Raw genomic sequence first — 23,223 nt, 5'->3', positions numbered from 1 at the left:
TTGGCGGTCTACATGCCATTTTTCGTTATCTTGTAAAAAAGATTGTTATGAACGCGTTACGAACTTTTGCAACAGCCGATAGTGAGGGTAAAATTACCATTCAAGTGCCCGATGAATACCGTCAAAAACAGGTAGAGGTGATCGTATTGCCCGTAGAAAACGTTGGAATTCCCAAAGACAGATACTACTTTGAGAATCTGGCTAAACTTCAAAACCCCAAAGATGCTAAATGGAGGGAGGCCCGAAATAAATTGGCCGGGCAGGCAGAAAAAAGCGGATTGACTCCCGAGCTACTCGATGATATTTTGAATAGCCCTGAATGAAAGAGGTTGTTGTTTGCGATACCAACCTGTTAGTAAGTGCTGCCATATTTCCTAACTCCGTTCCTGCGCAGGCGCTTGATAAAGTTACGAACGATTGTCTGCTTGTTGTTTCTATTGAAACCCTGGCCGAACTCTTTGAAGTTCTGAACCGGTCCAAGTTTGATAAATACATTGACCTTGAAACAAGGCTTCAATTCTTTGATGCTTACCAGGAGCGGTCACTGTTAATCGAGGTCATCCATGCAGCCCAGGATTGTCGGGATCCAAAGGATGATAAGTTTTTAAATCTCTCTCGTAGTGCCTCTGCCCGCTACCTTATCACAGGCGATCCTGATCTTTTAGAAATGAATACCTACTATGGAATTCAAATTTTGCCCCCGGCTGAATTTTTAAAAGCTAAGTAGCAGCATAAAATTAGCTAAAAAAAATATATCGTAATATTGCGATTAATAAAAATATCCGTTACCTTTGGAGCATCAATAGAGAAAGAGTACAGAAATGGGAGCGACCAAGACCGAAGAATTCACCGCCGAAGACAACCGGATAGCCGAGCTGGCCAAAGCCTTTGCGCATCCGGCGCGGGTGGCTATTCTGCGGTTGCTGGCGGAGAAGCGGACCTGCATCTGCGGGGATTTGGTTGACGAGCTTCCGCTTTCGCAGGCGACAGTATCGCAGCACCTGAAAGAGCTGAAGCGCATCGGTATTATTCACGGTAGTATTAATCCGCCCCGGGTATGCTACTGTATCAACGAGGCGGTGTGGGAAGAAGCCCGGCAGGCATTCGGTGGCGTGTTTGACAAGTACGTAGCAGCCGGATACTGCTAAAAAATTTTACCCATAATCATCGTAATATTACAATAAAATTATCTATTAACTATCCAAAACATCTATTAGCCATGAACAACACTACCAACAACGACCAGGCCCTGAAAGAAATCGTACGCCAGAAGTACGCCGAAATTGCCGGGCAAGACCCCGCGCTGAACGCCGCTTCCTGCTGCGGAGCTGGACCGGTATCGCAGGATGTTTGCAAGATTATGGCCGACGACTACACCCCCTTCGACGGCTACGTAGCTGAAGCCGACCTGGGCCTGGGTTGCGGCCTGCCTACACAATTTGCCCGGATTAAATCCGGCGACGTCGTGATAGACCTGGGTTCCGGAGCGGGTAACGACTGCTTTGTGGCCCGCCACGAAACCGGCGCGGAGGGAAAGGTCATCGGGATTGACTTTACGGAAGCGATGATTCAGCGGGCCCGTACCAACGCCGAAAAGCTGGGGTACCACAACGTCGAGTTCCGGCAGGGCGATATCGAGGCCATGCCGGTGAATGATAACGTGGCCGACGTAGTGGTGAGCAACTGCGTCCTGAACCTGGTGCCCAACAAACGGAATGTATTTGCCGAGATAGTCCGGGTCTTAAAGCCGGGCGGTCATTTCAGTATTTCGGATATCGTACTGCTGGGCGAGCTGCCGGAGCACCTGCGGGAGGCGGCCGAACTATACGCGGGCTGCGTGTCCGGGGCCATTGCCAAAGACGAGTACCTGGACCTGATTAAAGAAGCGGGTTTTGAAAATATTAACTTACAGAAGCAAAAGCCCGTTTACCTGCCAGACGACATTCTGCAAAAGTACCTTTCGGCGGAGGAGATAGCCGCTTTTCGGGCGGGCGCGGCCGGTATCGAAAGCATTACGGTCTACGCCGAAAAGCCCAGCCTGCCGCAGGAAGTGGAATTGGAAATAGGAACAGCCACGGCTCGGGACTTACCTGAAGTAGTAAGCCTGCTACGGGCCGAAAATCTGCCCGCCGAAGACCTCAACCCTGAGCTACCTCACTTCCTGCTGGCCCGCGCCAACGGTACTCTGGTGGGGATAGCCGGTCTGGAAGTATACGGTACTGATGCCCTGCTGCGCTCGGTGGTAGTACACAAGGACTTTCGCAACTTCCACATAGCCCGCCGCCTTACCAATGACCTGCTCAAACAGGCGAAGCTCAGCGGCATCAAGGACGTATACCTGATTACCACCACCGCTGACCAGTACTTTGAAAAGCAGGGCTATGCTCGGGTAGAGCGGACGGAAGTGCCAGCGGCTATCCTGGCTACCCAGCAGTTTAGCGGGCTATGTCCCGGCACGGCCCTAGTGATGCACCGCCGAATCGAAAAACCCAAGGTAAAGTTGTCGGAGGTACAGAACTCCTGCTGCTCGCCGAGTACCGGTTGCTGCTAATCTGACCTGATGGGGCCGGTTTTCGGTCCCTTTCTTTTACTTTTTTTCGTATGTATCCTTCTGTACAAAGCTATCTTAGTAGCCTCAATTTCAACAGCATTCCGGCCGAACGCCGCCCGTTGCTGGATAAACTTACCGAATATGTTAAAGAGAAAGTAGCCAGAGAGGAGCCGGTACGGCTGACCTACATCTGTACCCATAACTCCCGCCGGAGCCACCTGGGGCAGGTGTGGGCGCAAGTAGCGGCGGTGTACTACGGTGTAGCCGGAGTAACCACTTTTTCCGGCGGTACCGAAACCACCGCCTGTAACCCCCGTACCATTGCCGCTTTCGAGCGGGCGGGTTTGCAAATAGCCCAAACCACCGAAGGCGATAACCCGGTGTACCACCTTGTGTACGCTGGGGAACAGCCGCCGGTGGTGGCTTTCTCTAAGGTATACGACCAGGAGCCAAATCCGACGGCGGGCTTTGCGGCCATCATGACGTGCAGCCAGGCCGAGGAAAACTGCCCCTTTATCCCCGGCGCCGAGCGCCGCTTTTCCATTACCTACACCGACCCCAAGGAGGCCGACGGTAGTCCGGCCGAAGCCGCGACCTACGATGAGCGTTGCCGGCAAATTGCTACGGAAATGATGTACGTGTTTTCGGAGGTGAAGAAATAGCGCTGTTAGCGGTGAAGGTGTAGCTGTAAATCCTCCCTACTTGTGGGGAGGATTTACTATTTTTGTACCTGACCAATCAGCTACCTATGCTCCACAAAACCCGAGGCATTGCCCTGAGCTACATTCGTTATCGGGAAACTTCCATTATCGCGAAGATCTACACCGAAGCCTTTGGGATTCAGAGCTACATCGTGAACAGCGTCAGGAGCAGTCGGTCCAAGTCTAACCGGATTGCGCTGTTTCAGCCGCTGACGCTGCTGGATTTGGTAGTGTACCACAAAGACAACCGGGCCGAGGGGAGTCTGCACCGTATTTCAGAAATCAAGACGCGGGTACCATTCCGTAGTTTGCCTTTCGATGTCGTGAAGTCCAGTCTGGCCTTGTTCGTGACGGAGATACTGGGCAAGACCCTCCGCGAGGAGGAAAACAACGAGCGGCTGTTTCAGTTTCTGGAAGAGTCTATCCTGTTCCTGGAAGAGGCCGAGCGGGGCTACGAGAACTTCCACATTCAGTTCCTGCTGCAGCTGGCGTTTTTTCTGGGCTTTGGTCTGGAATCTACCAAAGACCTAGATGATGAGCTGTCGGCCAATCTGTACCCGCACCGCCCCGACCAGGAACAGCGCGAAGCCATCATGACCCTGCTCGTGGCTCCCTACGGTACGCCCGTACCGCTGGACCGCCCGCGCCGCGCTTCCCTGCTGGAAATGATTCTTTTCTTTTATAAAATACACATGGATACCCTGGGCGAAATACGGTCCATGGAGGTACTGCGCGAGGTACTTCGGTAGGCTAATGGGTAACCCGGCAAACAACCTGGGTGTGGAATGGTTCTTTAGGTTTGACAGATGAAATTTTCCTAAATCACTTATAGCTCATGAAACACCTATTAACTACTCTGCTGGTATCATTAGGACTAACCGCCTCGGCCCAGTCTATTAAGGGAGCCTGGAAGGCCCTGGCCCAAAACAACAGTACAGTCATGCTCATTATTGCGGATAACTACCTCATGAGCTCATCCTATAACCCCCTGAACAGGTACTTTGACCGGACCGAAGGGGGACCTTTTACCATGAGTGGTAACCAGATGACCTACACGCCCGAATTCAACACTACCGACACGGCGGCCATTGGGGTACCTATTGTGTATACCATTGAGCGAAAAGACAGCGTTCTGACGCTGCGGGGGAAAGAGGCCTGGGTGTACACCATTGTGGACGATGCGCAGAATGTACCTATGGCCGGTACCTGGCACATTACTGAGCGCGCCAATGACCAGGGAGGCATGTCCAAAATTCATCAGACCGGTACCCGGAAGACCTTAAAGATACTATCAGGTACCCGTTTCCAGTGGGCTGCCATTGACCCGGCGGTAAAAGGTTTCTATGGTACGGGTGGTGGTACGTATGACGTTAAAGATGGAAAATATACCGAGCGCATCCAGTTCTTTTCCCGCGACAATAACCGCGTAGGCGCTAACCTAAGCTTCAACTGGGACCTGAAAGATGGTCGCTGGGACCACTCCGGCAAAAGCAGCGCCGGAGCGCCTATCCACGAGGTGTGGGAGAAGGTAGACAGTAAGTAAGGTACTACAAGAATAACCGCAAAGTTAGCCCGGGGAGCGTTCTCCGGGCTTTTTTTATGGTAGATGGGCTGGTAAGCAATCCGAAGGTACTGGTTAATAGGAACACTAACATTCCTTATTTAGAATTATTCAAAATAATTTAGTTTTTTCTTGCGCTGTAAGCGAAGAGAGTGTAGGTTTGTGCCATTATTTATAATTAGTCTAATTAATTGAAGATATAGATGAAAAAGTTTACCTACATTTTGCCACTGTTCTTACTGGTAGCCGTAGCTGTATTACGGCTATCACCTGCCCGGGCCCAGTCCATACCCGGAAGTATTAAAGGAAAAGTAACTTCTACGGATGGACAGCCGGTTTCTATGGTGTCGGTATCGTTGAAAAATACTAAAGCAGGTACTATAACCGACGAGAACGGCGAATTTATACTTAGTAATCTGGAAGCAGGTACCTATACCCTGTTGTTTACAGCGGTAGGCTTCGGCGCCATAGAGCGTCAGGTACTTGTAAACGGCGGGCAAGCCAGCAGCCTGGAAGTTGCGATGCCTTCTACCATTGAGCAACTGAGCGAGATAGTTGTAACGGCCAGCCGCAAGCCCGAGAGCGTGCAGGAAGTACCCTCGGCCATGACCATCGTGGGACGTCGGCAAATACAGGAGCAGATAGCCATGAATGCTGACATTACCAATGTACTGCAGTACACCGTACCCGGCCTGGCCGTAGCCACCGGCCGTAGCTCCAACACTGGCCAGACTCTGCGCGGCCGCCAGGTACTGGTACTGGTCGACGGCGTTCCGCAGTCCACGCCGCTCCGCAACGGGGGCCGCGACCTCCGCACCATTGACCCCTCGGCCATTGAGCGCATTGAAGTTATCAAGGGAGCTACTTCTATCTACGGCAACGGCGCCGACGGCGGAATTATCAACTACATTACCAAGCGCCCCGACACCAACCAGCCCCTGGCCGGACAAACGTGGGTAGGTCTGACGAGTGGCCTGACCCCTAACAACGCCGAAACGATGGGCTACCGGCTGAGCCAGCAGTTCTCGGGCCGGAGCGACAAGTTTGACTACGTATTCAACGGTACTTACGAGCGCAGCGGCCTCATGCGTGACGCCAACGGCGTGGCTGTTTCGCCTTTTTATAATACAGGGCAAATGAACAATTATAATGTATTGGGTAAGCTGGGCTATACCATCAACAGCAAGCAGCGGGTAGAGGCCATGTATAACTACTTCGCGGCGAAGTCGGACCTGCAGTACGTGGAGCAGGTGGGTAAGTACGGCCAAACGCCGACCATCGGTATTCCTACGTCGGACGCAGTTCCGGGTACGCCGCAGGGCACCCCCTACAACCATAACGCCACCTTGCGCTACAGTTTTGACCGGCTGGTGGGTGGTACCGGCCTGGAAGTAGTGGCTTACGCCCAGAGTTTTCGCACCGTGTACGGCTACGAGGCCCAATTCTTTGAGGGCGGCGGACAATCAAATATCGTTTCTGATAAAAAAGGCATTCGCCTGAACCTGAACACGCCCCTGACGCTAACCCGAAACCTGACGGGCGAGCTACTGTACGGGGCCGACCTGCTCAACGACCAGACCGCCCAGAAGCTACAGGACGGCCGTTTCTGGACGCCCAACATGAACATGACCAATCTGGCTCCCTACGCGCAGCTCAAGCTGGATCTCTTCCGGAACCTGATTCTGAAAGCCGGTGCGCGTTTTGAGAATATCAACGTAAATGTATCGGACTTTTCTACCCTTAAAACCTACAACGCCGCCCGCAACAGCTACGATGGAGGTATCTTCGTGGGTGGAGGCGAGTTAAATTATAGTGCTTTCGTAGGTAATGTCGGTCTGCGCTATTCTGGTCTGGAAGCATTCCAGCCGTTCGTGAGCTTTTCGCAGGCGTTTTCGATCAACGAGCTGGGGCGCATCCTGCGTACCGCGCAGACGAGCATCATTGCCGACCTGAAAACCGAACCGGTCATTGTCAATAACTACGAAGCGGGTGTGTCGGGTACCATCTCGCGGTACTTCCACTACGACGTCGCCTACTACCAGAGCTTCTCGCAACTGGGGGCTTCTTTCCGTCAGCAGTCCAGCGGCGTATTTGAAATAGTACGGGCTCCCGAGAAGGTGTGGGGGTATGAGGTATCCGCTGATGTGTCACCTACGAAGTACCTGACGCTGGGCGGTTCGTACAGCTTCGTGGAAGGCCAGACCGATGCCAATAACGATGGTACTTATGAAACCTACCTGGGCGGCGACCGCATCATGGCTCCCAAAACTACCGTGTACGTACGTATCCAACCCCTCCCGGCGCTGGTCCTGAACGTCAACGCGCTCATTTCCGGCAACCGCGACCGCTTTGAGCCCGGTACCAACGGCCTGTATACCTACGGTCGCGGTCCGGTGGAGAGCTTCACGCTGGTCAATTTTAACGGCTCGTACAACATTAACCCCAAAACAACCTTGTCGCTGGGCGTGGAAAACCTGCTGAATACCGATTATTACCCGACTATTTCGCTCTGGGCCGCCCGTAATGCCGACTACATCAAAGCTCCCGGCCGCAGAGGTATGTTCACTGTTTCTTATAAATTCTAACAGCCAATGAAGCAGCTAAGGAAGCTGGTAGCACCGGTACATCTTTGGTTAGGACTCCTGTCAGGGCTCATCCTGGTGGTGGTAGCCATGACGGGCTGTATATGGGCCTTTGAGGAAGAAATCCGCTACGCTACGCAGCGGGAGTACCTGTACGTGGAGGCCCGGGCAGACGTTCTGCGGGCAGACGTGCCGCGTGCTACGGTAGAGCAGGTAGTTGCCTTACTCAACCGGCTGAAACCGGAAGTAAAAATCAGCCAGATTCGCTTCTTTGGTAATCCTGAAAAAGCCATCAACGTCTACACCAAAGACAAGCAGCTTCTTACACTGAATCCGTATGATGCGCGTGTCATCGCCGTTCGTAGTACCGAGGATGACTGGCTGCTGACGGTACTGAGCCTGCACCGGACGCTGCTGCTGGGTGAGGTGGGCAAGAAGATTATCTACTGGAATACGTGGGTATTTGTCCTGATGCTGCTGACGGGACTGGTGCTGTGGGTACCCCGCCGGCTGAACCAGTGGCAGAAGTATTTTACTATCCGAAATTGCGGCAACAAGAAAGTATACAACTACAAGATTCACTCCGTGGGCGGCATGTACGCCGTACCTCTGCTGCTCCTGATGGCTATTACCGGCCTGAGCATTGCATCCCACAAGGCCTCTAAGGACGAGGTGAAATCGGTGGTAGGTCCGGTGGCTCGTCCCGAACGCCTGGCCGATGCAGCCCTGCACAGCGTGTGGAAAGGCGAAGCGTACGAGAGCATTCGGGTCACGCCCGCCAAAGACAGTACTGACCTGCTCCGCATCATGATTCGCTACGCCACCAGCAGCCTGCGCAAGGAAAGTACCTTTGGCTTTGACCAGTATTCGGGAGAGCTACTAGTGGCTAATCGGTATACGGAGCAGTCGGGCTGGGAGAGGTTCTGGAAGTCGGATTTTGAGATTCATACGGGCCGCATCTGGGGGCTGGGCGGTAAAGTATTGGCTTTCTGTACCGGTCTGATGGCGCTGGTACTACCCATCAGCGGCTTTCTCATCTGGTTCTGGAAGCGCCGATCGTCCAAGGTACTTAACCGGAGAGCCGTGGCGAACAAAGTCGGGGTAGAAACGGTTGTTTAGAAAGAGTCAAAATAAATTCTGTAAATCATTTGGACTGATTCTAAATAAGCTTAATTTTGCATAAATATTTAGTCAATTGAACATGAACTACTTCCAGGGTTGTGATGTGGTAGCCAATGTAGGGGAGGAGAAGCCCTGGTCGTTGTCGCTGGTGGAGAATGAGTGTTGCGCGCTGAAGAAGTGCTGTAAAAACTACAAGAAAAAAGGGAAGTACTGCAAAAAGTGCCCCAAGAAGGACGACTAGGAGCCTTCAGTACCTTTATCAAAGATATTCGCAAAAGAGCGGGTGGCAGATTATTTCGGCCACCCGCTCTTTTGCTTTTTTATACCGCATAATAAAAGGCTGAGCGAGGCATTGGAAGCGATCAGTGTTCTATATTCCTACACCTCGCCCATCTTGGTAATTATTATCTGGGAGATCCTCCTGGGCCAGCGGGAGCACCACCTGGCTGCTGTGTTTGGGTACCACCGTCACTTTTAACATCGTCATTACTGACCGACTTGGTCTTTTTGCGAACAGGACTGACAGTCATCTTACCGAGCTTGTAGGTGAAAGTCATCCGGACACCCCGGTTGTACAGGTAGGTATTACTTACCTGCGAGAACTGAGCCGAGTTGAGCGTTGAGTTAATGTTAAACCGGTTGCTAAGGAAGTTTTCGGCGGCTAAGCCCAGGCTGCCCTTCTTGTTAGCAAAGTCTTTCTTCACACCCAGCGAGTAGAAGCCAAAGCCTCCCTGGCGTCCCTGTAGCTGTACCTGCGAACCCTGCATGAACCCGAAGGCCTGTGCCCCCCAGCCGTTTCCAAACTGAGCCGAAGCAAAGCTTCCTCCTCCTACGGTGAAGCCCGTGTTAGTGATCGTGGCAGATGCTCCGTCCAAGCCCATAGCCGGATCGCCGGACCGCTGACCCGTCAGGCTGGTGTAGTGGCTGTTTAGGAACAAACCAATGTTGATCTTAGAAGTCACGGCTACATTAGCGAATATATTGGTGCCGTAGGCATGTTGACGGCCGATGTTCTGATAGGTAGTAACGATAGCCCCCACCAGCGTATCCGAAGCCTGACTCACCTGCGTAATGGCGTTGTTGGTCGAGCGGCCGAAAAAGGTAGCATTGATGAATGTCTTCTTGATGGTGCGGCTCAGGCCCAGTTCAAAGTTGTTAGTCAGTTCAGGGCTCAGGGACGGATTACCAATCGTGATGTTCTGTGGGTTAGCTGCGTTGAAGTTCGGGTTGAGCTGCTGCAGACCCGGTCGCTGGATCCGGCGGTTGTAGCCTAGCTTCACGGTGGTACCACTGATTGTTTTGGATGCATTGAGGCTAGGTACCAGTACGCCGTAGTTGCCTACGTCCAGGTTACCTCCTTCGCGGGTACTGGCGTCGATAAATGTATGCTCGTAACGTAGTCCTCCTTTGAAGGTGTAGCGGTTCTTGGTCGTATAGGTGTAGGAGCTATAAGCCGCCGCGATGTTCTGGTTGTACAGAAGAGCACCCGAAGTACCATTGGTCTCCGTCACAAAACTTCCGGTCGGCCCCTCTATCAGGTAGCGGTAATCGCTGTTTACCTGGCGAATAATTCCTTTGGCGCCGATTTCAAATTGCTGGTTGCTCTTAATGGGTGTCTGGTAGTCGGTCTGTATGGTAATCTCCTGGTTCAGGTTCTTATTCAGGTTCTGCTGGCGACCCGTCAGCTCATTGGCGTCTCCCAATAAATCAGCGTCAAAGTTGTTAGTCAGGTTGTTGCGGCTGTATAGCGTCGAGATGCTCCACTCCTGACCGGGCTTGAAGGTACGAAGGTAGTCCAGGTTGGCATCCAGGGTACCTGACAGGTTCTTGACATCTACCGTACGGGTCGAAGTGGCATCCAGAATACCATTCGAGTATAGCTGGGTAGTGAGGTTCTGCTGGTTGAGCATGTTACGTGCTCCGAAACGAACACCGGCCGTCAGGCTCTGGTTGGGAGCCAGGTCATAGTCGAAACCCAGGCTGTAGTTAGCGTACATACCGGAAGAATTTCCCGCGCCATTTTGACGGGTAAGAGTAGGTATGCCGTTGGCAAAGCTGGTTTGTTCGAGGCTGTACAGGGTAGGAGTGTTGTAGCTCATACGTCCCATACCACCCAGGTTAAAGCCAATCTTGCCCTTGCGGTAGTTACCATTCAGGCCCAGCATAGAGCCGCGGTTACCTACCCCAGAGTCAACATTCAGGTTCAGGCCCTGTAGACTGTTTTTCTTCGTGATGATATTAATGATACCACCCGTACCTTCGGCATCGTACTTAGCGGAGGGGCTGGTGATGACCTCTACGGTTTTAATCTGATCGGCGGGTATCTGCTTCAGGGCATCGGCTACGCTGCTGGCTACGATGGTGGAAGGCTTGTTGTTAATGAGTACCCGTATATTCTGACTACCACGTATCGACACGTTTCCGTCCAGATCCACCGTCAGCAAGGGTACTTTACGCAGTACATCCGCGGCATCTCCACCTTTGGACGTAATATCTTTTTCGGCATTGAACACCAGCCGGTCTACCTTTTCTTCGATCAGCGCGGCCTGTCCCGTTACGGTTACCTCATCCAGTTGCTTTACGCTAGAGTTCAGCTTGATGGCTCCCAGTTCCAGGTTCTGTCCATCGGCCAGGGTGAGGGTATTTATGGTAGTATTTTCAAAACCAACAAATGTGATCAGCAGGTTGTACGTACCAGCCGGGAGCTTTTGTAGAGAGAATTTACCCTTCTCGTCAGCTACGGTACCGTCGATGGCTTTGTTAGTGGCCAGATCATACAGGGCGATGGAGGCGTATTCAACCGGTTTGGCATCGGTAGCATCCACTACCTGTCCCGTCATTTTGGCCGTTCCTTTGGGAGCTTCGGCCCCGGCGGTGCCGGGTAGTGCTTTGGGCTGAGTGGTACCTGTCCCCATCATGGGGAGCTGGGCCTGGGCTACCAGCGTACTTCCTACGAAGAAAAGAAAGAAGAACGAACGGGCTATCCGTTGGCTGAGGCGCGAAGAAAAGGTCGATGTGTTCATGACATTGTTTTTTTGTATGTCACAAAGTTCTCAACCCTGGCTTGGTCAGCCCAACGAATGTTGCGGAGTGCCGGATTTTAGGGTCTGAATTCCGGCTATTGCTGGCTAAATGTCGGAACCGGGAGCATAATTATTTGCCCAGCCACTCTTTAAAATCAGTTATGCGGTCCCCACTCACAAATACTTCAAAGCGCGGTTTGGGCTCCAGTTCCAGCTTGAGCTTTCCGGCCGAGTAGGCGGTAATAGAACGGATGGCGGGTAAGGATACCAGGCACTGTCGGTTCACCCGGAAGTACTGCTTCGGATCCAGGAGTTGAGTCAGCTTGTCCAGGCTGTACTCTACGGGCAGGTTGGTTCCCGCCTTTGTTACCAGGAAAGGAATGCGCTCGTCCAGGAAGAAGTAGGCAATTTCATTCGTCTCGACGCTCCATATCTTAGGCCCGACCGTGACCATGAACCGCTCCTTGTAGGTGGCTTCTTTGGGAGGCGCCAGCATACGCAGCAGGGCATCCAGATCGGGAGCCGGGGCCGGTGGAGCAGCCGGCTCGGCTGCAACCGGGTTGTACTGCTGCCGAAGGGACTTGAACTTATCTATGGCCGCGGCCAGCTCCTCGTAGTTGAGTGGTTTGAGCAGGTAGTCGATGCTATTGACTTTAAAGGCCTGTAGCAGGTACTCGTCAAAGGCGGTGGTGAAAATAATGGGCTTCGTTAGCCTGACCTGTTCTATAACCCGAAAAGCCAGCCCATCCTGCAAATGTATATCCATAAACACCAGATCTACCGGTACCGCCTGTTCGGACTCTTCCTGCTGAAGAAACCAGTCCACGGCTTTTTCTACGGAGGGCAGCGTGACCACTACCTTGATGGCAGGGTCGTACTTCTTGAGCAGACTTTCCAGTCGCTGGGCCGTCAGCCGCTCATCTTCCAGGATAACTACATTCATGAGAGTAGCGGAATTTTAACGATAAAGGTACTTTCCTCTTCTTCGATCCGGACGGGGCGGGTTGTAAACTGCTGGTACCGGTTAATAATGTTCTTTAAGCCAATACCTGTCGAATGGCTCATCTGCTCGCGCGGCTGAAGTGGGTTTTTAACTACCAGGTAGTCATCTTCTACCTGAATCTGTACGAACAGAGGCTGCTCCGGCGTCATCCGGTTATGCTTCACGGCGTTTTCTACCAGTAGCTGTAGCGTCATGGGCGGGATGTAGTACTGCTGAGCCACCGCGTCCGGTACCTCCATGTAGACCTCGAAGCTCTCCTCAAAGCGGATTTTGAGCAGGAATGTGTAGGAACGGATGAAATCAAGCTCCGTCCTCAGAGATACCCGGTCGTTGTCTTTCTGCTCGAGAATGTAGCGGTAGGCTTTCGACAACTTATCAATAAACTGCTCCGACAGGTCAGCATCTACGTGTACCAGGGACGAAAGAATACTCAGACTATTAAAGAGGAAGTGCGGGCTAACCTGGTCTTTCAAGGCCGCAAACTGCGCCAGGGCGGCTTCCTTCTGGTAGCGCTCCGTCTGTACCTGAATGTCCTTTAGCCGTCGGTTGGCCCGGCGGTTAGCGGCTACATAGAAGATAGATAACATAATAATGACGGTAAAGCCATTTTGTGACCGTGCCAGGTACTCCCCAAACACAGGGTCAGGTCGCCATCTTTCGGCACCACTGGGAGGTGTAATGTAAAGCATGGCGAGGGAAAACAGACCCTGGTAGAACAGACTAATGAGTATGGCTGCCCCCACCGCTCCGGCCAGTATGAGTAGTTGAGAGGAGAATTTAAACTCTACCAGTACCTCCTCTCCATATCGCTCCGACAGGCGCTGGAGGATCCACTCCGTGAAGTAAATCCAGCAGAAATAGGATAGAGTTGTTAGGATACCCTGTCCGAGGATAAATGGGGAGGCCTTCCGTAGCAGGGCCCAGGATAGCTCGGGCAGGTATACATACAGCAGGATAGGGTAGTATATAACCGTCAAACTAAGAGTAAAAGTCCAGATTTGACGGAGCGAAAGCCGGTAGTCGGTAGTTAATTTCATGAGCAATGGGAGAAGGACCGGCAGTATAGTCCGGCCACAAAGATGGCCGGAGCCACTGGTTCTAATCCATTAAATCCTGCAGAGTACCGATTTATACCCGCTCAATGGATAAAATCTATGTCGGAAGGGCTATTCGGAGAGAAGTAGAGGAGAAATGGGAGTAGAGTAGGTACTTATGCACAGGGATAAGTACCTATATCTTCCGCTTCAGCTCAAAGTGCTGCCCCAGGTATACCCGGCGTACCTGCTCGTCGGCAGCCAGTTCCTCGGCGGAGCCTTGCTTCAGGATTTTTCCCTCAAAGAGCAGATAAGCCCGGTCGGTGATGGAGAGGGTTTCGTTTACGTTATGGTCGGTGATGAGGATACCGATGTTGCGGTGCTTGAGCCTGGCTACAATACTCTGAATATCCTCTACGGCAATGGGGTCTACCCCCGCAAAAGGTTCGTCGAGCAGGATAAACTTGGGGTCTACCGCCAAGGCTCGGGCTATTTCGGTACGGCGGCGCTCTCCACCGGATAGTACCATACCTTTGCTTTTGCGTACGTGGTGCAGGCTGAATTCTTCCATCAGGGCTTCCACCTTTTCCTTCCGGTCGGCCTTGGAAAGATTAGTCATTTCCAATACCGCCATAATATTTTCCTCCACCGTCAACTGCCGGAAAACCGACGCCTCCTGGGCCAGGTACCCCAGTCCCAGCCGGGCCCGCTTGTACATGGGCAGGTTGGTAATATCAATATCATCGAGGTATACCTTTCCGCTGTTGGGCTTTACCAGCCCTACGGCCATATAAAAAGAGGTGGTCTTGCCGGCTCCGTTTGGTCCCAGCAGCCCTACAATTTCGCCCTGCTCCACCGAGTAGCTCACCTGGTCGTTGACCAGACGGGAGCCATATTTCTTGATCAGGTTTTCGGTCCTAAGGATCATCAGAGTTCTTTTATCATGAGGTACATACCCCGGTACTCGGGTTTCATCTGTTCAAAAGGGAGCCGCTTCACACCCGCCTTCCGGTAGCCGTATTTCTCATAAAACCGGATAGCCTGGCTACTATCCATGGTGTACAGGTACACATAGTCCCGCCGAAGCGCGGCGGCCCGCTCTGCTACCCACGCCAGTACCTGAGCGCCCAAGCCGGTTCCGGTGGCTTCTTTTAACAGGTATATTCGTTCCAGCTCCAGTCCGTTATCCGTTAGCTCAGTGCTTTCGGCGGGCCGGGCTTTAAGATTGATTTTCAGGTAACCAACGGGCAAGCCTTCCTCAGACTGGTATATCCAGTAAAACTCCGAAGCCGGGTCAGAAAGTTCGGTACGTAGCTGTTCAGGGTTGTAGCGGGTGCGCTGGTACCATTCGCCCGCATCGTACCAGAGGTACAGGTAAAACTGGGGGTAAAGTCGCAGACAAAGTGCAGAAAGAGCATCAGCCTCCTGAACGCTGATTTTTTCTAGTCGTACTGCGGTAGTGGCTTGTGTTTGCATGTAAACTTTTTGCCCTTAAAACTTCACATCTTTCAACCCCAACTGTAACGACTTATTGCCACGAAAGTTGTTTTCTTCGAGCTGGTAACAGATAGAAAACGGTTTCCCGCTCATGAGGTCGGGGTACAGGTGCGCCATACTGAACCCAATCACTGTAAAAGCCGGAGAATCGCCCTGATACACCTCAAACTTAATATGCTTGCTCTTCATGATGGTAGGGCGACCGGCCACCTGTACCTCGTGCGAAACAAATACCGGTAGCATATTACCCGGACCAAAGGGGCCCATCTGGCGCAGGACGTTGTAGAACTTCCAGTTGATAGCTTCCAGTTGCAGCTCGAGGTCAATCTCAATCATGGGGACCAGTTGCTCGGGCAGGATACGGCTCGTTACGATTTCTTCAAATTTGAGCCGGAATGCCTCCACATTCTCAACCGGCAGCGTAAGACCCGCCGCGAAGGTATGCCCCCCAAACTGCTCGAGCAGGTCGGCGCACTCTTCGATGGCTTCGTATACATCAAAACCCGGTACCGAGCGGGCCGAGCCGGTAGCTTTGCCGTTGGAGTGGGTCAGGATAATGGTAGGGCGGTGGAAGTGCTCAATGCAGCGGCTGGCCACAATACCCACGACTCCCTTGTGCCAGTCCTGCTTAAAGAGTACTGTACTTTTGGCCTGTGACAGCCACCCATCCTGCTGAATCATGCTGAGGGCTTCTTCGGTGATGCTGGTATCGAAGGTGCGTCGCTCGGTATTATGTTTGTTTATTTCAAAGGCAAAGGCAGTAGCCTCATCTTCGTCGTCACAGAGCAATAACCGGACAGCTTCTTTGGCGTGCTTGATGCGCCCGGCGGCGTTAATGCGCGGTCCCAGTCCGAACACTACTTTGGTAATATCCAGGGCCGTGGTGAAGCCCGCTATCTGGATCAGGGCCTTGATACCGGTGCAGGGCGTGTCGTTGAGCCGTTGCAGACCGTAGTAGGCCAGTACCCGGTTTTCACCCGTAATGGGTACTATATCGGCGGCTATACTCACTACCAGCAGATCAAGGTATTCATACAGCAGGTCAAGTTCCTGGCCGTTGTGCAGGCAGAAAGCGTGGAGCAGCTTAAAGCCAACGCCACAGCCGGTGAGTTCTTTGTAGGGGTACTTGCAGTCTTCACGCTTAGGGTCCAGTACGGCTACGGCCGGAGGAAGTTCAGAGCCAGGGCGGTGGTGATCGCAGATAATGAAGTCAATGCCACGCTTTTTAGCCTCCGTTACTTTGTCGATAGACTTGATGCCGCAGTCGAGCGTTACGATCAGTGTAAAGCCGTTGGCCTCGGCCCAGTCGATGCTTTGCCACGATACGCCGTATCCTTCCGAGTAGCGGTCGGGAATATAGTAGTCGAGCTTGTCGTATATTTTTCTAAGAAAACCGTAGAATAAAGCTACCGAAGTGGTACCGTCTACGTCGTAATCGCCGTAGACGAGTATCTTCTCCCCGTTGGCCATGGCTTCGCACAGCCGCTCCACGGCTACCTCCATATCCTGCATCAGGAAAGGGTCGTGCAGGTGCGAGAGCTCAGGCCGGAAGAAATCCCGGGCCGATTCAAAATCAGTAATACCCCGCTGAACGAGGAGTGCGGACAAAAATGAAGTTGTGCTGATCGCCTGCGCTAAGTCATGGGCGGTCTTGTCTTGTTCGGGGGTAAGCGCGGCTCGTACTATCCAACGTTTTTCATTCATACCTGCAAAGATAGCGGAATTGCCTGTCTCTCTCTCAAAAATACGAAGTTACAGCCATCTACTCTACTCCTGTGCGCTGGGGCGGGTTAGGGGGCTATGGGGTAGGTACAAAAAAACAGTCAACCCAGAGGATAGTTATATTTTATTATTGGTAAGAAAGACTAATTAAAGAAAGGTCAGGCCTATTTTCTTATTTAAGCCCTTCTCAAAGATTCGTATCAGAGTGGAGAGCTGGATATCGCCTCTCGCATTTTCTATACGTGAGATATAGCTCTTTTTAGTTCCTGCTTTTTCCGCCAGTTGTTCCTGGGTTAGTTTGGCTTCTCTTCTGGCCTCCTTCAGCATCTCACCCACTATAAACATTTGGGCATTTTCTTCATACTTATTACGATTTTCAGTACCTATCTTGCTGTGCTCCCTTTCTATCAGGTCATCGAAGGTCTTAATTCCTTTATAATCAGTCATAGCTATTTTCCTTTAAGTCTAAAATACTCGTTTTTTAGTCGTACTGCTTTCTCAATTTCCTCCTTGGGTGTTTTCTGGGTCTTCTTCTGAAATCCGTTGAACAGCACCACCAGCTTTCCTTCGTCAAAACAGCAGAAAATTCTGTAAATGTTCGACTGGTATTCTACCCTCACCTCATACAGGCCTTCGTATCCGCTCATAGGAGAAAGAAACTTTACCGGCACCCGTTCAATCTGCCTTATCAATTCCAGTACGTACTGAATTTCCCGTCAAGGCTTTTGTAGAAGTCCAGGAAATAATCTCCGTGGAAGATGATTTGTCTTATCATACACAAAGTTATCTTAAAGGATAACTTTCACAAAGCATTTTCACTATTAGATTATAGGATGAAGTATGTTACGTATCTAATTTACCTACCATACAGCCGCAACGAGAAGCACAGGCCAAACGTTCCGCGTATCGGGGAAGGGCAGTAAATCCAGCCAGCCAGTAATTATAAGCTACCCTGACGAGCAAGATACCGAATGCCAGCGGGAAAGCTACGCGAAAGGTTTTATCTTTGCGGGGTGTTTAACCTTTTTTAACTTAGTCGATTTCCATGCCCCGACTCCTGGCCATTGATTATGGTACCAAACGTACCGGTATTGCCGTCACTGATCCGCTGCAGATCATTGCCACGGCGCTGGATACGGTGCGGACGCATGATTTGCTGGATTTTCTCAAAAAGTACACGCAGCAGGAGCCGATAGAAGCCTTCGTAGTAGGTATGCCACGGCGACTTGATAATACCGATACCAACAATACGCCTTTGGTACAGGCGTTTATAAAACGGTTGCAGAACAGCTTTCCGGATATTCCCGTTTATACCCACGACGAGCGCTTTACTTCCTCCATGGCCCTGCAGTCCATGATTGCCGGGGGAACCAAGAAGAGCGACCGCCGCATAAAAGGAAATATTGACAAGGTAAGCGCTACCATTATTTTGCAGTCCTACATGGAGAGCCGACGGTAGCGTAGAAAAAACTAAAAACTAAGAGCTAATTACTAATACCTAATTCAATGATTTACCCCATAGTAGCTTACGGAGATCCTATTCTGCGTAAAATAACCCGCCCTATCGAAAAAAACGAACTGGATCTGAAGAAGCTGTCGGAGGATATGTACGAAACCATGTACTCAGCCTCCGGCGTCGGACTGGCCGCCCCGCAGGTAGGACTCAATATCCGGATATTTGTAGTAGATGGTACCCCCTTTAACGAAGGCGAAGACGAAGAGGACAAAGATGCTTCCCTGGAAGGATTCAAGAAAGTGTTCATCAACCCTCAGATTCTGGAGGAAGACGGCGACGAATGGCCCTTTGAAGAAGGCTGCCTGAGCATACCCGGTATCCGGGGTGATGTATACCGTCCCGAGCGGTTAAAGATCCGCTACCGCGACCTTGACTGGAATGAACATGAGGAGGAATATAATGGTACTGCTGCGCGTATAATCCAGCACGAGTACGACCACCTGCAGGGTAAGCTCTTCACCGACTATATGCCGGCCCTGAAGAAGCAGCTCCTTAAAAAGAAACTGAACGACATAGCCAAAGGAAACGTGGACGTAGACTACCGCATGCGCTTTCCGAACCGCCGGTAGGTACTTGTTGTAAGAAACTTGTTTGAACGCGGAGGAAAGGGAGTAGCGGAGTTTCGCAGAGCCGCTATACTTTCCTGATTTCCTCCTTTTTCCCTTTTTTATGCCTGAATCAGCCGAAAACCTGGCCGTAGCCTTACTGCAGGCCAACCTGTACTGGGAAGATACCACCGCCAACCTGGCCATGCTGGAAGAACAGATCGCGGCCCTGTCCGAGCCAGCCGACGTACTTGTGTTGCCCGAAATGTTCAGTACTGGTTTTTCCATGAATGCCGCCCGGGTAGCCGAGGCCATGAACGTGACTACCACACGCTGGATGAAGCAGATGGCCGCCAAGACCGGAGCTTTGGTAGTAGGTAGCTTTGCCGTAAAGGAAGAAGGAAAGTACTATAACCGCCTGCTGTGTGTGCGGCCCGACGGTACCTACCAGGCCTACGACAAGCGGCACCTGTTCCGGATGGGGCAGGAGCACGATACCTATACCGCGGGTACCCAGCGGCTGGTGGTGGAGTGGAAAGGCTGGCGTATTTGTCCGCTGGTGTGCTACGACCTGCGCTTTCCGGTGTGGAGCCGGAATAGTCAGGCGGCACCTTACGACCTGCTGCTGTACGTCGCCAACTGGCCCGCCCGCCGCACCTACGCCTGGCATACGCTGTTGCGCGCCCGCGCCATCGAAAATCAGTGCTACGTAGCCGGGGTAAATCGGGTAGGAGCGGACGGAAACGGTATTGAACACCTTGGTGGCTCGCAATTGATAGATTTTCTGGGCGAACCCATCACTGATCTGGGCGAAGCCGAGGCCGCCAAAGTAGTTAATATTGAAAAGGCTCCACTAGTGACCTACCGCGAGAAGTTCCCGGCTTACCTGGATGCCGATTCTTTTGAGCTACAAACAGAAAAACCCGCCCGATAGTACAGGCGGGCTATATTTTAACAGGGACAAGTACTTATTCTATCACCTTAGGTACTTTAATGTAAGTACCATCCTGACTGGGTGCGTTGGCCAGGGCCTCTTCCCGCGTCAGTCGGTTTTGCCCCACATCCTCGCGCCAGTTATTGACTTCACCCGTCACGTGGGTCAGCGGCTCCACGCCTTCGGTATCCAGCTCGTTGAGCTGCTCCATCCAGGTCAGTACGTTTTCCATACTGGCCAGCAGGGCTTCTTCTTCCTCGGGCTTCACTTCCAGCCGCGCCAGGTGCGCTATTTTATGTAAGGTCTCGTGATCTATTTTCATTTTGGGGATTCTATAGGTTTATCAGGACAAAGATAGGGAGTTGTAGGTAAGCCACCTGTCTATATTTCGCGTACCCGTATTTTTACTTTTTCAGGAAAAAGCTCTGCCACAATGATAAAAGGTATTTTAACATCCAGTTCTTTATCCAGAAGTATGGTCAGTATTTTTATTAAATCAGTCGAGCGAACATGCCCGGGACGTATGTAAACAATGCCTATGGGCTGAATGTTTTCCCTAAAAAATAAGGTGCCAAAATCACTGTCCTGAGTCAGGATGATCCTTGCTTTTTCTATGGCCAACTCAATAATAGAAGTATCCGGGGTAGAGGCCATACCTTCTTCTTTTATGTCAAATACATCAATACTAATACTCCTGAGGAAACTGACAACAAGAGGGGGAATGTTCTCGTCAGTAATAAACGGATACTCTTTCAGTAGCATCAGGCAGCTAGTTCAATATCCATAAAGCCGGAGTTTTTAGACAAAGCGGCGGCAAACAAAATGGCCTCCCGAACCGCTTCGGGCTTCAGATGCGGAAACTCTTGGCAAATTTGTTCAACCGAAGAACCATTAGCAATCCATTCCAGAACAAGCTGTACACTAATTCGGGTACCTTTGATAATAGGTTTACCGCCCAAAATAGCCGGGTCGGCGGTTATGTATTCAAACTGAGTTTTCATACGGCAGATGCTTTTAGCAAAAATATAAAAAGCTGTGAACAAGTACTAACCTCTGTACCCGCCAACATTTGTAAGATAGATACAGAGGTTAATACAAATCTCATTCCTTCCCCTTCCCGCCCGCACGTTTGCGCTTTTTTAAGGCTTCGCTCAGCAGGTACTCAATCTGTCCGTTGACGCTGCGGAAGTCTTCCTGCGCCCACTTTTCCAGCTCTTTGAGCATCTCCGGACTCACGCGCAATACAAAAGCTTTTTTTTCGGCCATATCAGGGATACAGGGTACCGGCGTTCACGATGGGGGCCGCCGCTTTATCACTACACAGTACTACCAGCAGGTTGCTGACCATGGCGGCTTTTCGCTCCTCGTCCAGGTGTACAATGCCTTTTTCGGAGAGCTGGGCCAGGGCCATATCCACCATACCCACGGCGCCGTCCACAATCTGGCGGCGGGCGGCTACCACGGCTGACGCCTGCTGACGCTGCAGCATGGCCCCGGCTATTTCGGGAGCGTAGGCCAGGTGGCTGATGCGGGCTTCCAATACGTCAATACCGGCCCGGCTGAGGCGCTCGGTAAGTTCGCCTTCCAGCATCGCGTTGATCAGGCCGGTGCTGTCGCGCAGGGTTACTTCCTCCAGCTGCTCTTCGTCCATAATATCGTAAGCGTAAGCGCCCGCCAGGTGCCGTACGGCCGCTTCGGACTGAATCTCTACGAACCGTACGTAGTCATCGACCTCAAAAGAAGCCTTGGCCGTATCGCCTACGCGCCACACTACCACGGCGGCTATCTCGATGGGGTTGCCGAGCTTGTCGTTTACTTTTAGTTTCTGACCGTTCAGGTTACGGGCCCGCAGGCTTATTTTCTTCCGGCGAAACAGTGGATTCACCCACCGGAGGCCGTTCTGGCGCATGGTACCCATGTAGTCACCGAAGAAGGTAGTCACGATGGCTTCGTTGGGGTTAATGACCGACAAACCAATCAGGATAATAATACCAATGATGATTATCGGTACGCCGAAGGATGGTTGTCCGGCCACAACCAGAGGTACACCACCAAGCAGCAACAGGAGGCCTATGGCAAAGAGCACATAGCCGGAAAGCGAGCGTAGTTCTTTTTCATTCATCGTCGTAGAAATGATAGTAAATTGATATCACAATGATAGAAGTTTTTTAGGCTGGAATCTACTGTTTTCGGACTAAGTACCCCCGGCCCGGATGAATGGTACCCGGCCGGGAAGAACGGTACCGGCTGATGCACCTCCTAACTAACCATCGTGCTTCGTCCGTTTTTGACTATATTTGGTAAAACTATTTTACCTGAACTATGAAGAAATTACTGCTGGGGGCGTTGGTAGGATTGATGACAGCACCGACACTTTTTGCCCAGGATTACAAAGATAAAATCACCCTGGTAATACACGGGGGCGCGGGTACCATTACCCGCCAGAACATGACACCCGAGCGTGAAAAAGCCTACAAGGAAGTACTTACGATGGCGCTGCTGAAGGGACATCAGGTATTAAAGCAGGGCGGGACCAGCCTGGAAGCGATAGAAGCTACGGTGATGGTCATGGAAGATTCCCCGCTTTTCAACGCGGGTAAAGGCGCTGTATTTACCAACGAAGGCAAGAACGAGATGGATGCCGCCGTCATGGATGGCAAAAATCTCATGGCGGGAGCCGTTGCCAGCGTTACGACTATTAAAAATCCCATTCGGGCAGCCATAGCCGTGATGGAAAACTCGCCGCACGTGATGATGATAAGTAAAGGCGCGGAACAGTTTGCCGAAAAGCAGGGCATTGAACTGGTGGACCCTTCCTACTTCCGTACCGAAGCCCGCTACAAAGCGCTCGAACGCGCCCAAAAGGAAGAAAAAGTGGAGCTGGACCACAATGCAAAGGAAAAACAGAAGGTGAAGAAAAGTCCCAAAACCGGAGCTGTACTACCCGAAGAAGACCTCATCTTTACCGAAGGCAAGAAATTCGGTACGGTAGGTTGCGTGGCGCTGGACCAGTACGGTAACCTGGCCGCGGGTACCTCTACCGGCGGTATGACCAACAAGCGTTACGGCCGCGTGGGCGACGCACCCATTATCGGCGCGGGTACTTACGCCAATAACAACACCTGCGCCATCTCGGCCACGGGCCACGGCGAGTACTTTATACGCTCGGTGGTTGCCTACGACGTATCGGCGCTGATGGAGTACAAGGGTCTGAGCGTGCAGCAGGCGGCCGACGAGGTAGTGATGAAAAAACTGGTAGAGCGGGGGGGCGAAGGCGGCCTCATCGCCCTCGACCGTCAGGGTAACATTGCTATGCCCTTCAACTCCGAAGGTATGTACCGCGGCTACGTTAAGGCCGATGGTACCATTGAGGTGTTAATTTATAAGGAGGAAAGGTAAGAAAGGAGGAAAGCAGGAAAGTGCCGAAGGGAA

At 51.9% G+C, this 23,223-nt stretch carries 27 protein-coding genes and 1 pseudogene; 15 read left to right on the top strand and 13 right to left on the bottom strand.

Going from position 1 to position 23,223, the window contains the following annotated elements; translation table 11 throughout:
* Nucleotides 1-47: 47 nt before the first annotated feature.
* The 11 genes and pseudogenes from VGN67_RS13865 (at nt 48) to VGN67_RS13815 (ending at nt 8,758) form a co-directional block, all read left to right on the top strand.
* Nucleotides 48-323: a hypothetical protein gene (locus VGN67_RS13865; protein ID WP_327487443.1), complete on the top strand. Its 276-nt coding sequence runs from the start codon at nt 48-50 to the stop codon at nt 321-323.
* Nucleotides 320-727, top strand: a complete 408-nt coding sequence (locus tag VGN67_RS13860) for a putative toxin-antitoxin system toxin component, PIN family (RefSeq protein WP_327487442.1) — start codon at nt 320-322, stop codon at nt 725-727. The genes VGN67_RS13865 and VGN67_RS13860 overlap by 4 nt, the downstream gene beginning before the upstream one ends.
* Before the next feature lie 94 nt (nt 728-821).
* Nucleotides 822-1,148 carry a metalloregulator ArsR/SmtB family transcription factor gene (locus tag VGN67_RS13855; protein WP_327487441.1) on the top strand — a complete coding sequence of 109 codons (327 nt, stop codon included), beginning with the start codon at nt 822-824 and terminating at the stop codon, nt 1,146-1,148.
* Between the two features lie 71 nt (nt 1,149-1,219).
* Nucleotides 1,220-2,041, top strand: a pseudogene (locus tag VGN67_RS13850) (arsenite methyltransferase); the annotation flags it as partial.
* A gap of 9 nt (nt 2,042-2,050) precedes the next feature.
* Entirely contained in the window at nt 2,051-2,551 is a 501-nt protein-coding gene (gene arsN2, locus VGN67_RS13845; RefSeq protein ID WP_327487505.1) for an arsenic resistance N-acetyltransferase ArsN2, read from the top strand.
* 50 nt (nt 2,552-2,601) lie between these two features.
* A complete protein-coding gene (locus VGN67_RS13840; protein ID WP_327487440.1) occupies nt 2,602-3,213 on the top strand; it encodes a protein-tyrosine-phosphatase in 612 nt (203 codons plus the stop codon).
* 86 nt (nt 3,214-3,299) lie between these two features.
* Nucleotides 3,300-4,001 (top strand): DNA repair protein RecO, encoded by a 702-nt coding sequence (gene recO / locus VGN67_RS13835; RefSeq protein ID WP_327487439.1) that lies wholly within the window; start codon nt 3,300-3,302, stop codon nt 3,999-4,001.
* An 86-nt stretch (nt 4,002-4,087) separates the two neighbouring features.
* On the top strand, nt 4,088-4,795 hold the full coding sequence (locus VGN67_RS13830; protein ID WP_327487438.1) for a hypothetical protein: 708 nt from the start codon (nt 4,088-4,090) through the stop codon (nt 4,793-4,795).
* Nucleotides 4,796-5,016: 221 nt separating this feature from the next.
* Nucleotides 5,017-7,398: a TonB-dependent receptor gene (locus VGN67_RS13825; protein WP_327487437.1), complete on the top strand. Its 2,382-nt coding sequence runs from the start codon at nt 5,017-5,019 to the stop codon at nt 7,396-7,398.
* Between the two features lie 6 nt (nt 7,399-7,404).
* Complete coding sequence (locus VGN67_RS13820; RefSeq protein ID WP_327487435.1) at nt 7,405-8,514, top strand: PepSY-associated TM helix domain-containing protein; 1,110 nt, start codon at nt 7,405-7,407, stop codon at nt 8,512-8,514.
* Nucleotides 8,515-8,596: 82 nt separating this feature from the next.
* A complete protein-coding gene (locus tag VGN67_RS13815; protein WP_327487434.1) occupies nt 8,597-8,758 on the top strand; it encodes a hypothetical protein in 162 nt (53 codons plus the stop codon).
* A 163-nt stretch (nt 8,759-8,921) separates the two neighbouring features.
* On the opposite strand, the gene VGN67_RS13810 is transcribed toward VGN67_RS13815, so the two are convergent.
* The 8 genes from VGN67_RS13810 to VGN67_RS13775 form a co-directional block, all read right to left on the bottom strand.
* Entirely contained in the window at nt 8,922-11,540 is a 2,619-nt protein-coding gene (locus tag VGN67_RS13810; RefSeq protein WP_414717320.1) for a TonB-dependent receptor domain-containing protein, read from the bottom strand.
* Between the two features lie 130 nt (nt 11,541-11,670).
* Nucleotides 11,671-12,483 (bottom strand): LytTR family DNA-binding domain-containing protein, encoded by an 813-nt coding sequence (locus tag VGN67_RS13805; RefSeq protein ID WP_327487433.1) that lies wholly within the window; start codon nt 12,481-12,483, stop codon nt 11,671-11,673.
* Nucleotides 12,480-13,580, bottom strand: a complete 1,101-nt coding sequence (locus VGN67_RS13800; RefSeq protein ID WP_327487432.1) for a sensor histidine kinase — start codon at nt 13,578-13,580, stop codon at nt 12,480-12,482. Before VGN67_RS13800 ends, VGN67_RS13805 begins: the two co-directional genes overlap by 4 nt.
* Nucleotides 13,581-13,773: 193 nt before the next feature.
* Nucleotides 13,774-14,505, bottom strand: a complete 732-nt coding sequence (lptB, locus tag VGN67_RS13795) for an LPS export ABC transporter ATP-binding protein (RefSeq protein ID WP_327487431.1) — start codon at nt 14,503-14,505, stop codon at nt 13,774-13,776.
* A complete protein-coding gene (locus tag VGN67_RS13790) occupies nt 14,505-15,053 on the bottom strand; it encodes a GNAT family N-acetyltransferase (protein ID WP_327487430.1) in 549 nt (182 codons plus the stop codon). Before VGN67_RS13790 ends, lptB begins: the two co-directional genes overlap by 1 nt.
* Nucleotides 15,054-15,068: 15 nt before the next feature.
* Nucleotides 15,069-16,778, bottom strand: a complete 1,710-nt coding sequence (recJ, locus tag VGN67_RS13785; protein WP_327487429.1) for a single-stranded-DNA-specific exonuclease RecJ — start codon at nt 16,776-16,778, stop codon at nt 15,069-15,071.
* A gap of 165 nt (nt 16,779-16,943) precedes the next feature.
* Complete coding sequence (locus VGN67_RS13780) at nt 16,944-17,243, bottom strand: helix-turn-helix transcriptional regulator (RefSeq protein ID WP_327487428.1); 300 nt, start codon at nt 17,241-17,243, stop codon at nt 16,944-16,946.
* A 2-nt stretch (nt 17,244-17,245) separates the two neighbouring features.
* A complete protein-coding gene (locus tag VGN67_RS13775; RefSeq protein WP_327487427.1) occupies nt 17,246-17,443 on the bottom strand; it encodes a type II toxin-antitoxin system RelE/ParE family toxin in 198 nt (65 codons plus the stop codon).
* A gap of 398 nt (nt 17,444-17,841) precedes the next feature.
* On the opposite strand from VGN67_RS13775, the gene ruvX reads away from it, so the two are divergent.
* The 3 genes from ruvX to VGN67_RS13760 all read left to right on the top strand — a co-directional run bounded on the left by ruvX (nt 17,842) and on the right by VGN67_RS13760 (nt 19,791).
* Nucleotides 17,842-18,255 (top strand): Holliday junction resolvase RuvX, encoded by a 414-nt coding sequence (gene ruvX / locus VGN67_RS13770; RefSeq protein WP_327487426.1) that lies wholly within the window; start codon nt 17,842-17,844, stop codon nt 18,253-18,255.
* A gap of 47 nt (nt 18,256-18,302) precedes the next feature.
* Nucleotides 18,303-18,881: a peptide deformylase gene (gene def / locus VGN67_RS13765; RefSeq protein ID WP_327487425.1), complete on the top strand. Its 579-nt coding sequence runs from the start codon at nt 18,303-18,305 to the stop codon at nt 18,879-18,881.
* A gap of 100 nt (nt 18,882-18,981) precedes the next feature.
* Nucleotides 18,982-19,791: an amidohydrolase gene (locus VGN67_RS13760; RefSeq protein WP_327487424.1), complete on the top strand. Its 810-nt coding sequence runs from the start codon at nt 18,982-18,984 to the stop codon at nt 19,789-19,791.
* Nucleotides 19,792-19,825: 34 nt separating this feature from the next.
* Here VGN67_RS13760 and gatC read toward each other — a convergent pair whose 3' ends face one another.
* From gatC to VGN67_RS13735, 5 genes are all read right to left on the bottom strand, one after another.
* The gene (gatC, locus tag VGN67_RS13755) at nt 19,826-20,113 is read right to left on the bottom strand and encodes an Asp-tRNA(Asn)/Glu-tRNA(Gln) amidotransferase subunit GatC (RefSeq protein WP_327487423.1); all 288 of its coding nucleotides are present in this window, start codon (nt 20,111-20,113) and stop codon (nt 19,826-19,828) included.
* A 59-nt stretch (nt 20,114-20,172) separates the two neighbouring features.
* The gene (locus VGN67_RS13750) at nt 20,173-20,553 is read right to left on the bottom strand and encodes a DUF5615 family PIN-like protein (RefSeq protein ID WP_327487422.1); all 381 of its coding nucleotides are present in this window, start codon (nt 20,551-20,553) and stop codon (nt 20,173-20,175) included.
* Nucleotides 20,553-20,792 carry a DUF433 domain-containing protein gene (locus VGN67_RS13745; protein WP_327487421.1) on the bottom strand — a complete coding sequence of 80 codons (240 nt, stop codon included), beginning with the start codon at nt 20,790-20,792 and terminating at the stop codon, nt 20,553-20,555. Before VGN67_RS13745 ends, VGN67_RS13750 begins: the two co-directional genes overlap by 1 nt.
* 100 nt (nt 20,793-20,892) lie before the next feature.
* Complete coding sequence (locus VGN67_RS13740; protein WP_327487420.1) at nt 20,893-21,057, bottom strand: Arc family DNA-binding protein; 165 nt, start codon at nt 21,055-21,057, stop codon at nt 20,893-20,895.
* Nucleotide 21,058: 1 nt separating this feature from the next.
* Nucleotides 21,059-21,913, bottom strand: a complete 855-nt coding sequence (locus VGN67_RS13735; protein WP_327487418.1) for an SPFH domain-containing protein — start codon at nt 21,911-21,913, stop codon at nt 21,059-21,061.
* 200 nt (nt 21,914-22,113) lie between these two features.
* Here VGN67_RS13735 and VGN67_RS13730 point away from each other — a divergent pair, with 200 nt between their 5' ends.
* On the top strand, nt 22,114-23,190 hold the full coding sequence (locus VGN67_RS13730; protein WP_327487417.1) for an isoaspartyl peptidase/L-asparaginase: 1,077 nt from the start codon (nt 22,114-22,116) through the stop codon (nt 23,188-23,190).
* The last annotated feature ends 33 nt before the right edge of the window (nt 23,191-23,223 follow it).

The sequence above is a fragment of the Telluribacter sp. genome, from assembly GCF_035998675.1.
Lineage (GTDB): Bacteria > Bacteroidota > Bacteroidia > Cytophagales > Spirosomataceae > Telluribacter.
This window is presented reverse-complemented; position numbering and strand designations above follow the sequence as displayed.

Bases quoted from the DNA above. Each gene is read 5' to 3' on its own strand.
- VGN67_RS13730 (WP_327487417.1), top strand. From the start codon at position 22,114: ATGAAGAAATTACTGCTGGGGGCGTTGGTAGGATTGATGACAGCACCG.
- VGN67_RS13860 (WP_327487442.1), top strand. From the start codon at position 320: ATGAAAGAGGTTGTTGTTTGCGATACCAACCTGTTAGTAAGTGCTGCC.
- recJ (WP_327487429.1), bottom strand. From the start codon at position 16,778: ATGAATGAAAAACGTTGGATAGTACGAGCCGCGCTTACCCCCGAACAA.
- VGN67_RS13745 (WP_327487421.1), bottom strand. From the start codon at position 20,792: ATGAAAACTCAGTTTGAATACATAACCGCCGACCCGGCTATTTTGGGC.
- VGN67_RS13735 (WP_327487418.1), bottom strand. From the start codon at position 21,913: ATGAATGAAAAAGAACTACGCTCGCTTTCCGGCTATGTGCTCTTTGCC.
- VGN67_RS13830 (WP_327487438.1), top strand. From the start codon at position 4,088: ATGAAACACCTATTAACTACTCTGCTGGTATCATTAGGACTAACCGCC.
- VGN67_RS13805 (WP_327487433.1), bottom strand. From the start codon at position 12,483: ATGAATGTAGTTATCCTGGAAGATGAGCGGCTGACGGCCCAGCGACTG.
- VGN67_RS13840 (WP_327487440.1), top strand. From the start codon at position 2,602: ATGTATCCTTCTGTACAAAGCTATCTTAGTAGCCTCAATTTCAACAGC.
- VGN67_RS13780 (WP_327487428.1), bottom strand. From the start codon at position 17,243: ATGACTGATTATAAAGGAATTAAGACCTTCGATGACCTGATAGAAAGG.
- ruvX (WP_327487426.1), top strand. From the start codon at position 17,842: ATGCCCCGACTCCTGGCCATTGATTATGGTACCAAACGTACCGGTATT.
- VGN67_RS13815 (WP_327487434.1), top strand. From the start codon at position 8,597: ATGAACTACTTCCAGGGTTGTGATGTGGTAGCCAATGTAGGGGAGGAG.
- VGN67_RS13865 (WP_327487443.1), top strand. From the start codon at position 48: ATGAACGCGTTACGAACTTTTGCAACAGCCGATAGTGAGGGTAAAATT.
- VGN67_RS13810 (WP_414717320.1), bottom strand. From the start codon at position 11,540: ATGAACACATCGACCTTTTCTTCGCGCCTCAGCCAACGGATAGCCCGT.
- VGN67_RS13740 (WP_327487420.1), bottom strand. From the start codon at position 21,057: ATGGCCGAAAAAAAAGCTTTTGTATTGCGCGTGAGTCCGGAGATGCTC.
- recO (WP_327487439.1), top strand. From the start codon at position 3,300: ATGCTCCACAAAACCCGAGGCATTGCCCTGAGCTACATTCGTTATCGG.
- gatC (WP_327487423.1), bottom strand. From the start codon at position 20,113: ATGAAAATAGATCACGAGACCTTACATAAAATAGCGCACCTGGCGCGG.
- VGN67_RS13820 (WP_327487435.1), top strand. From the start codon at position 7,405: ATGAAGCAGCTAAGGAAGCTGGTAGCACCGGTACATCTTTGGTTAGGA.
- lptB (WP_327487431.1), bottom strand. From the start codon at position 14,505: ATGATCCTTAGGACCGAAAACCTGATCAAGAAATATGGCTCCCGTCTG.
- VGN67_RS13760 (WP_327487424.1), top strand. From the start codon at position 18,982: ATGCCTGAATCAGCCGAAAACCTGGCCGTAGCCTTACTGCAGGCCAAC.
- VGN67_RS13855 (WP_327487441.1), top strand. From the start codon at position 822: ATGGGAGCGACCAAGACCGAAGAATTCACCGCCGAAGACAACCGGATA.
- VGN67_RS13825 (WP_327487437.1), top strand. From the start codon at position 5,017: ATGAAAAAGTTTACCTACATTTTGCCACTGTTCTTACTGGTAGCCGTA.
- VGN67_RS13775 (WP_327487427.1), bottom strand. From the start codon at position 17,443: ATGAGCGGATACGAAGGCCTGTATGAGGTGAGGGTAGAATACCAGTCG.
- VGN67_RS13800 (WP_327487432.1), bottom strand. From the start codon at position 13,580: ATGAAATTAACTACCGACTACCGGCTTTCGCTCCGTCAAATCTGGACT.
- VGN67_RS13750 (WP_327487422.1), bottom strand. From the start codon at position 20,553: ATGCTACTGAAAGAGTATCCGTTTATTACTGACGAGAACATTCCCCCT.
- def (WP_327487425.1), top strand. From the start codon at position 18,303: ATGATTTACCCCATAGTAGCTTACGGAGATCCTATTCTGCGTAAAATA.
- VGN67_RS13790 (WP_327487430.1), bottom strand. From the start codon at position 15,053: ATGCAAACACAAGCCACTACCGCAGTACGACTAGAAAAAATCAGCGTT.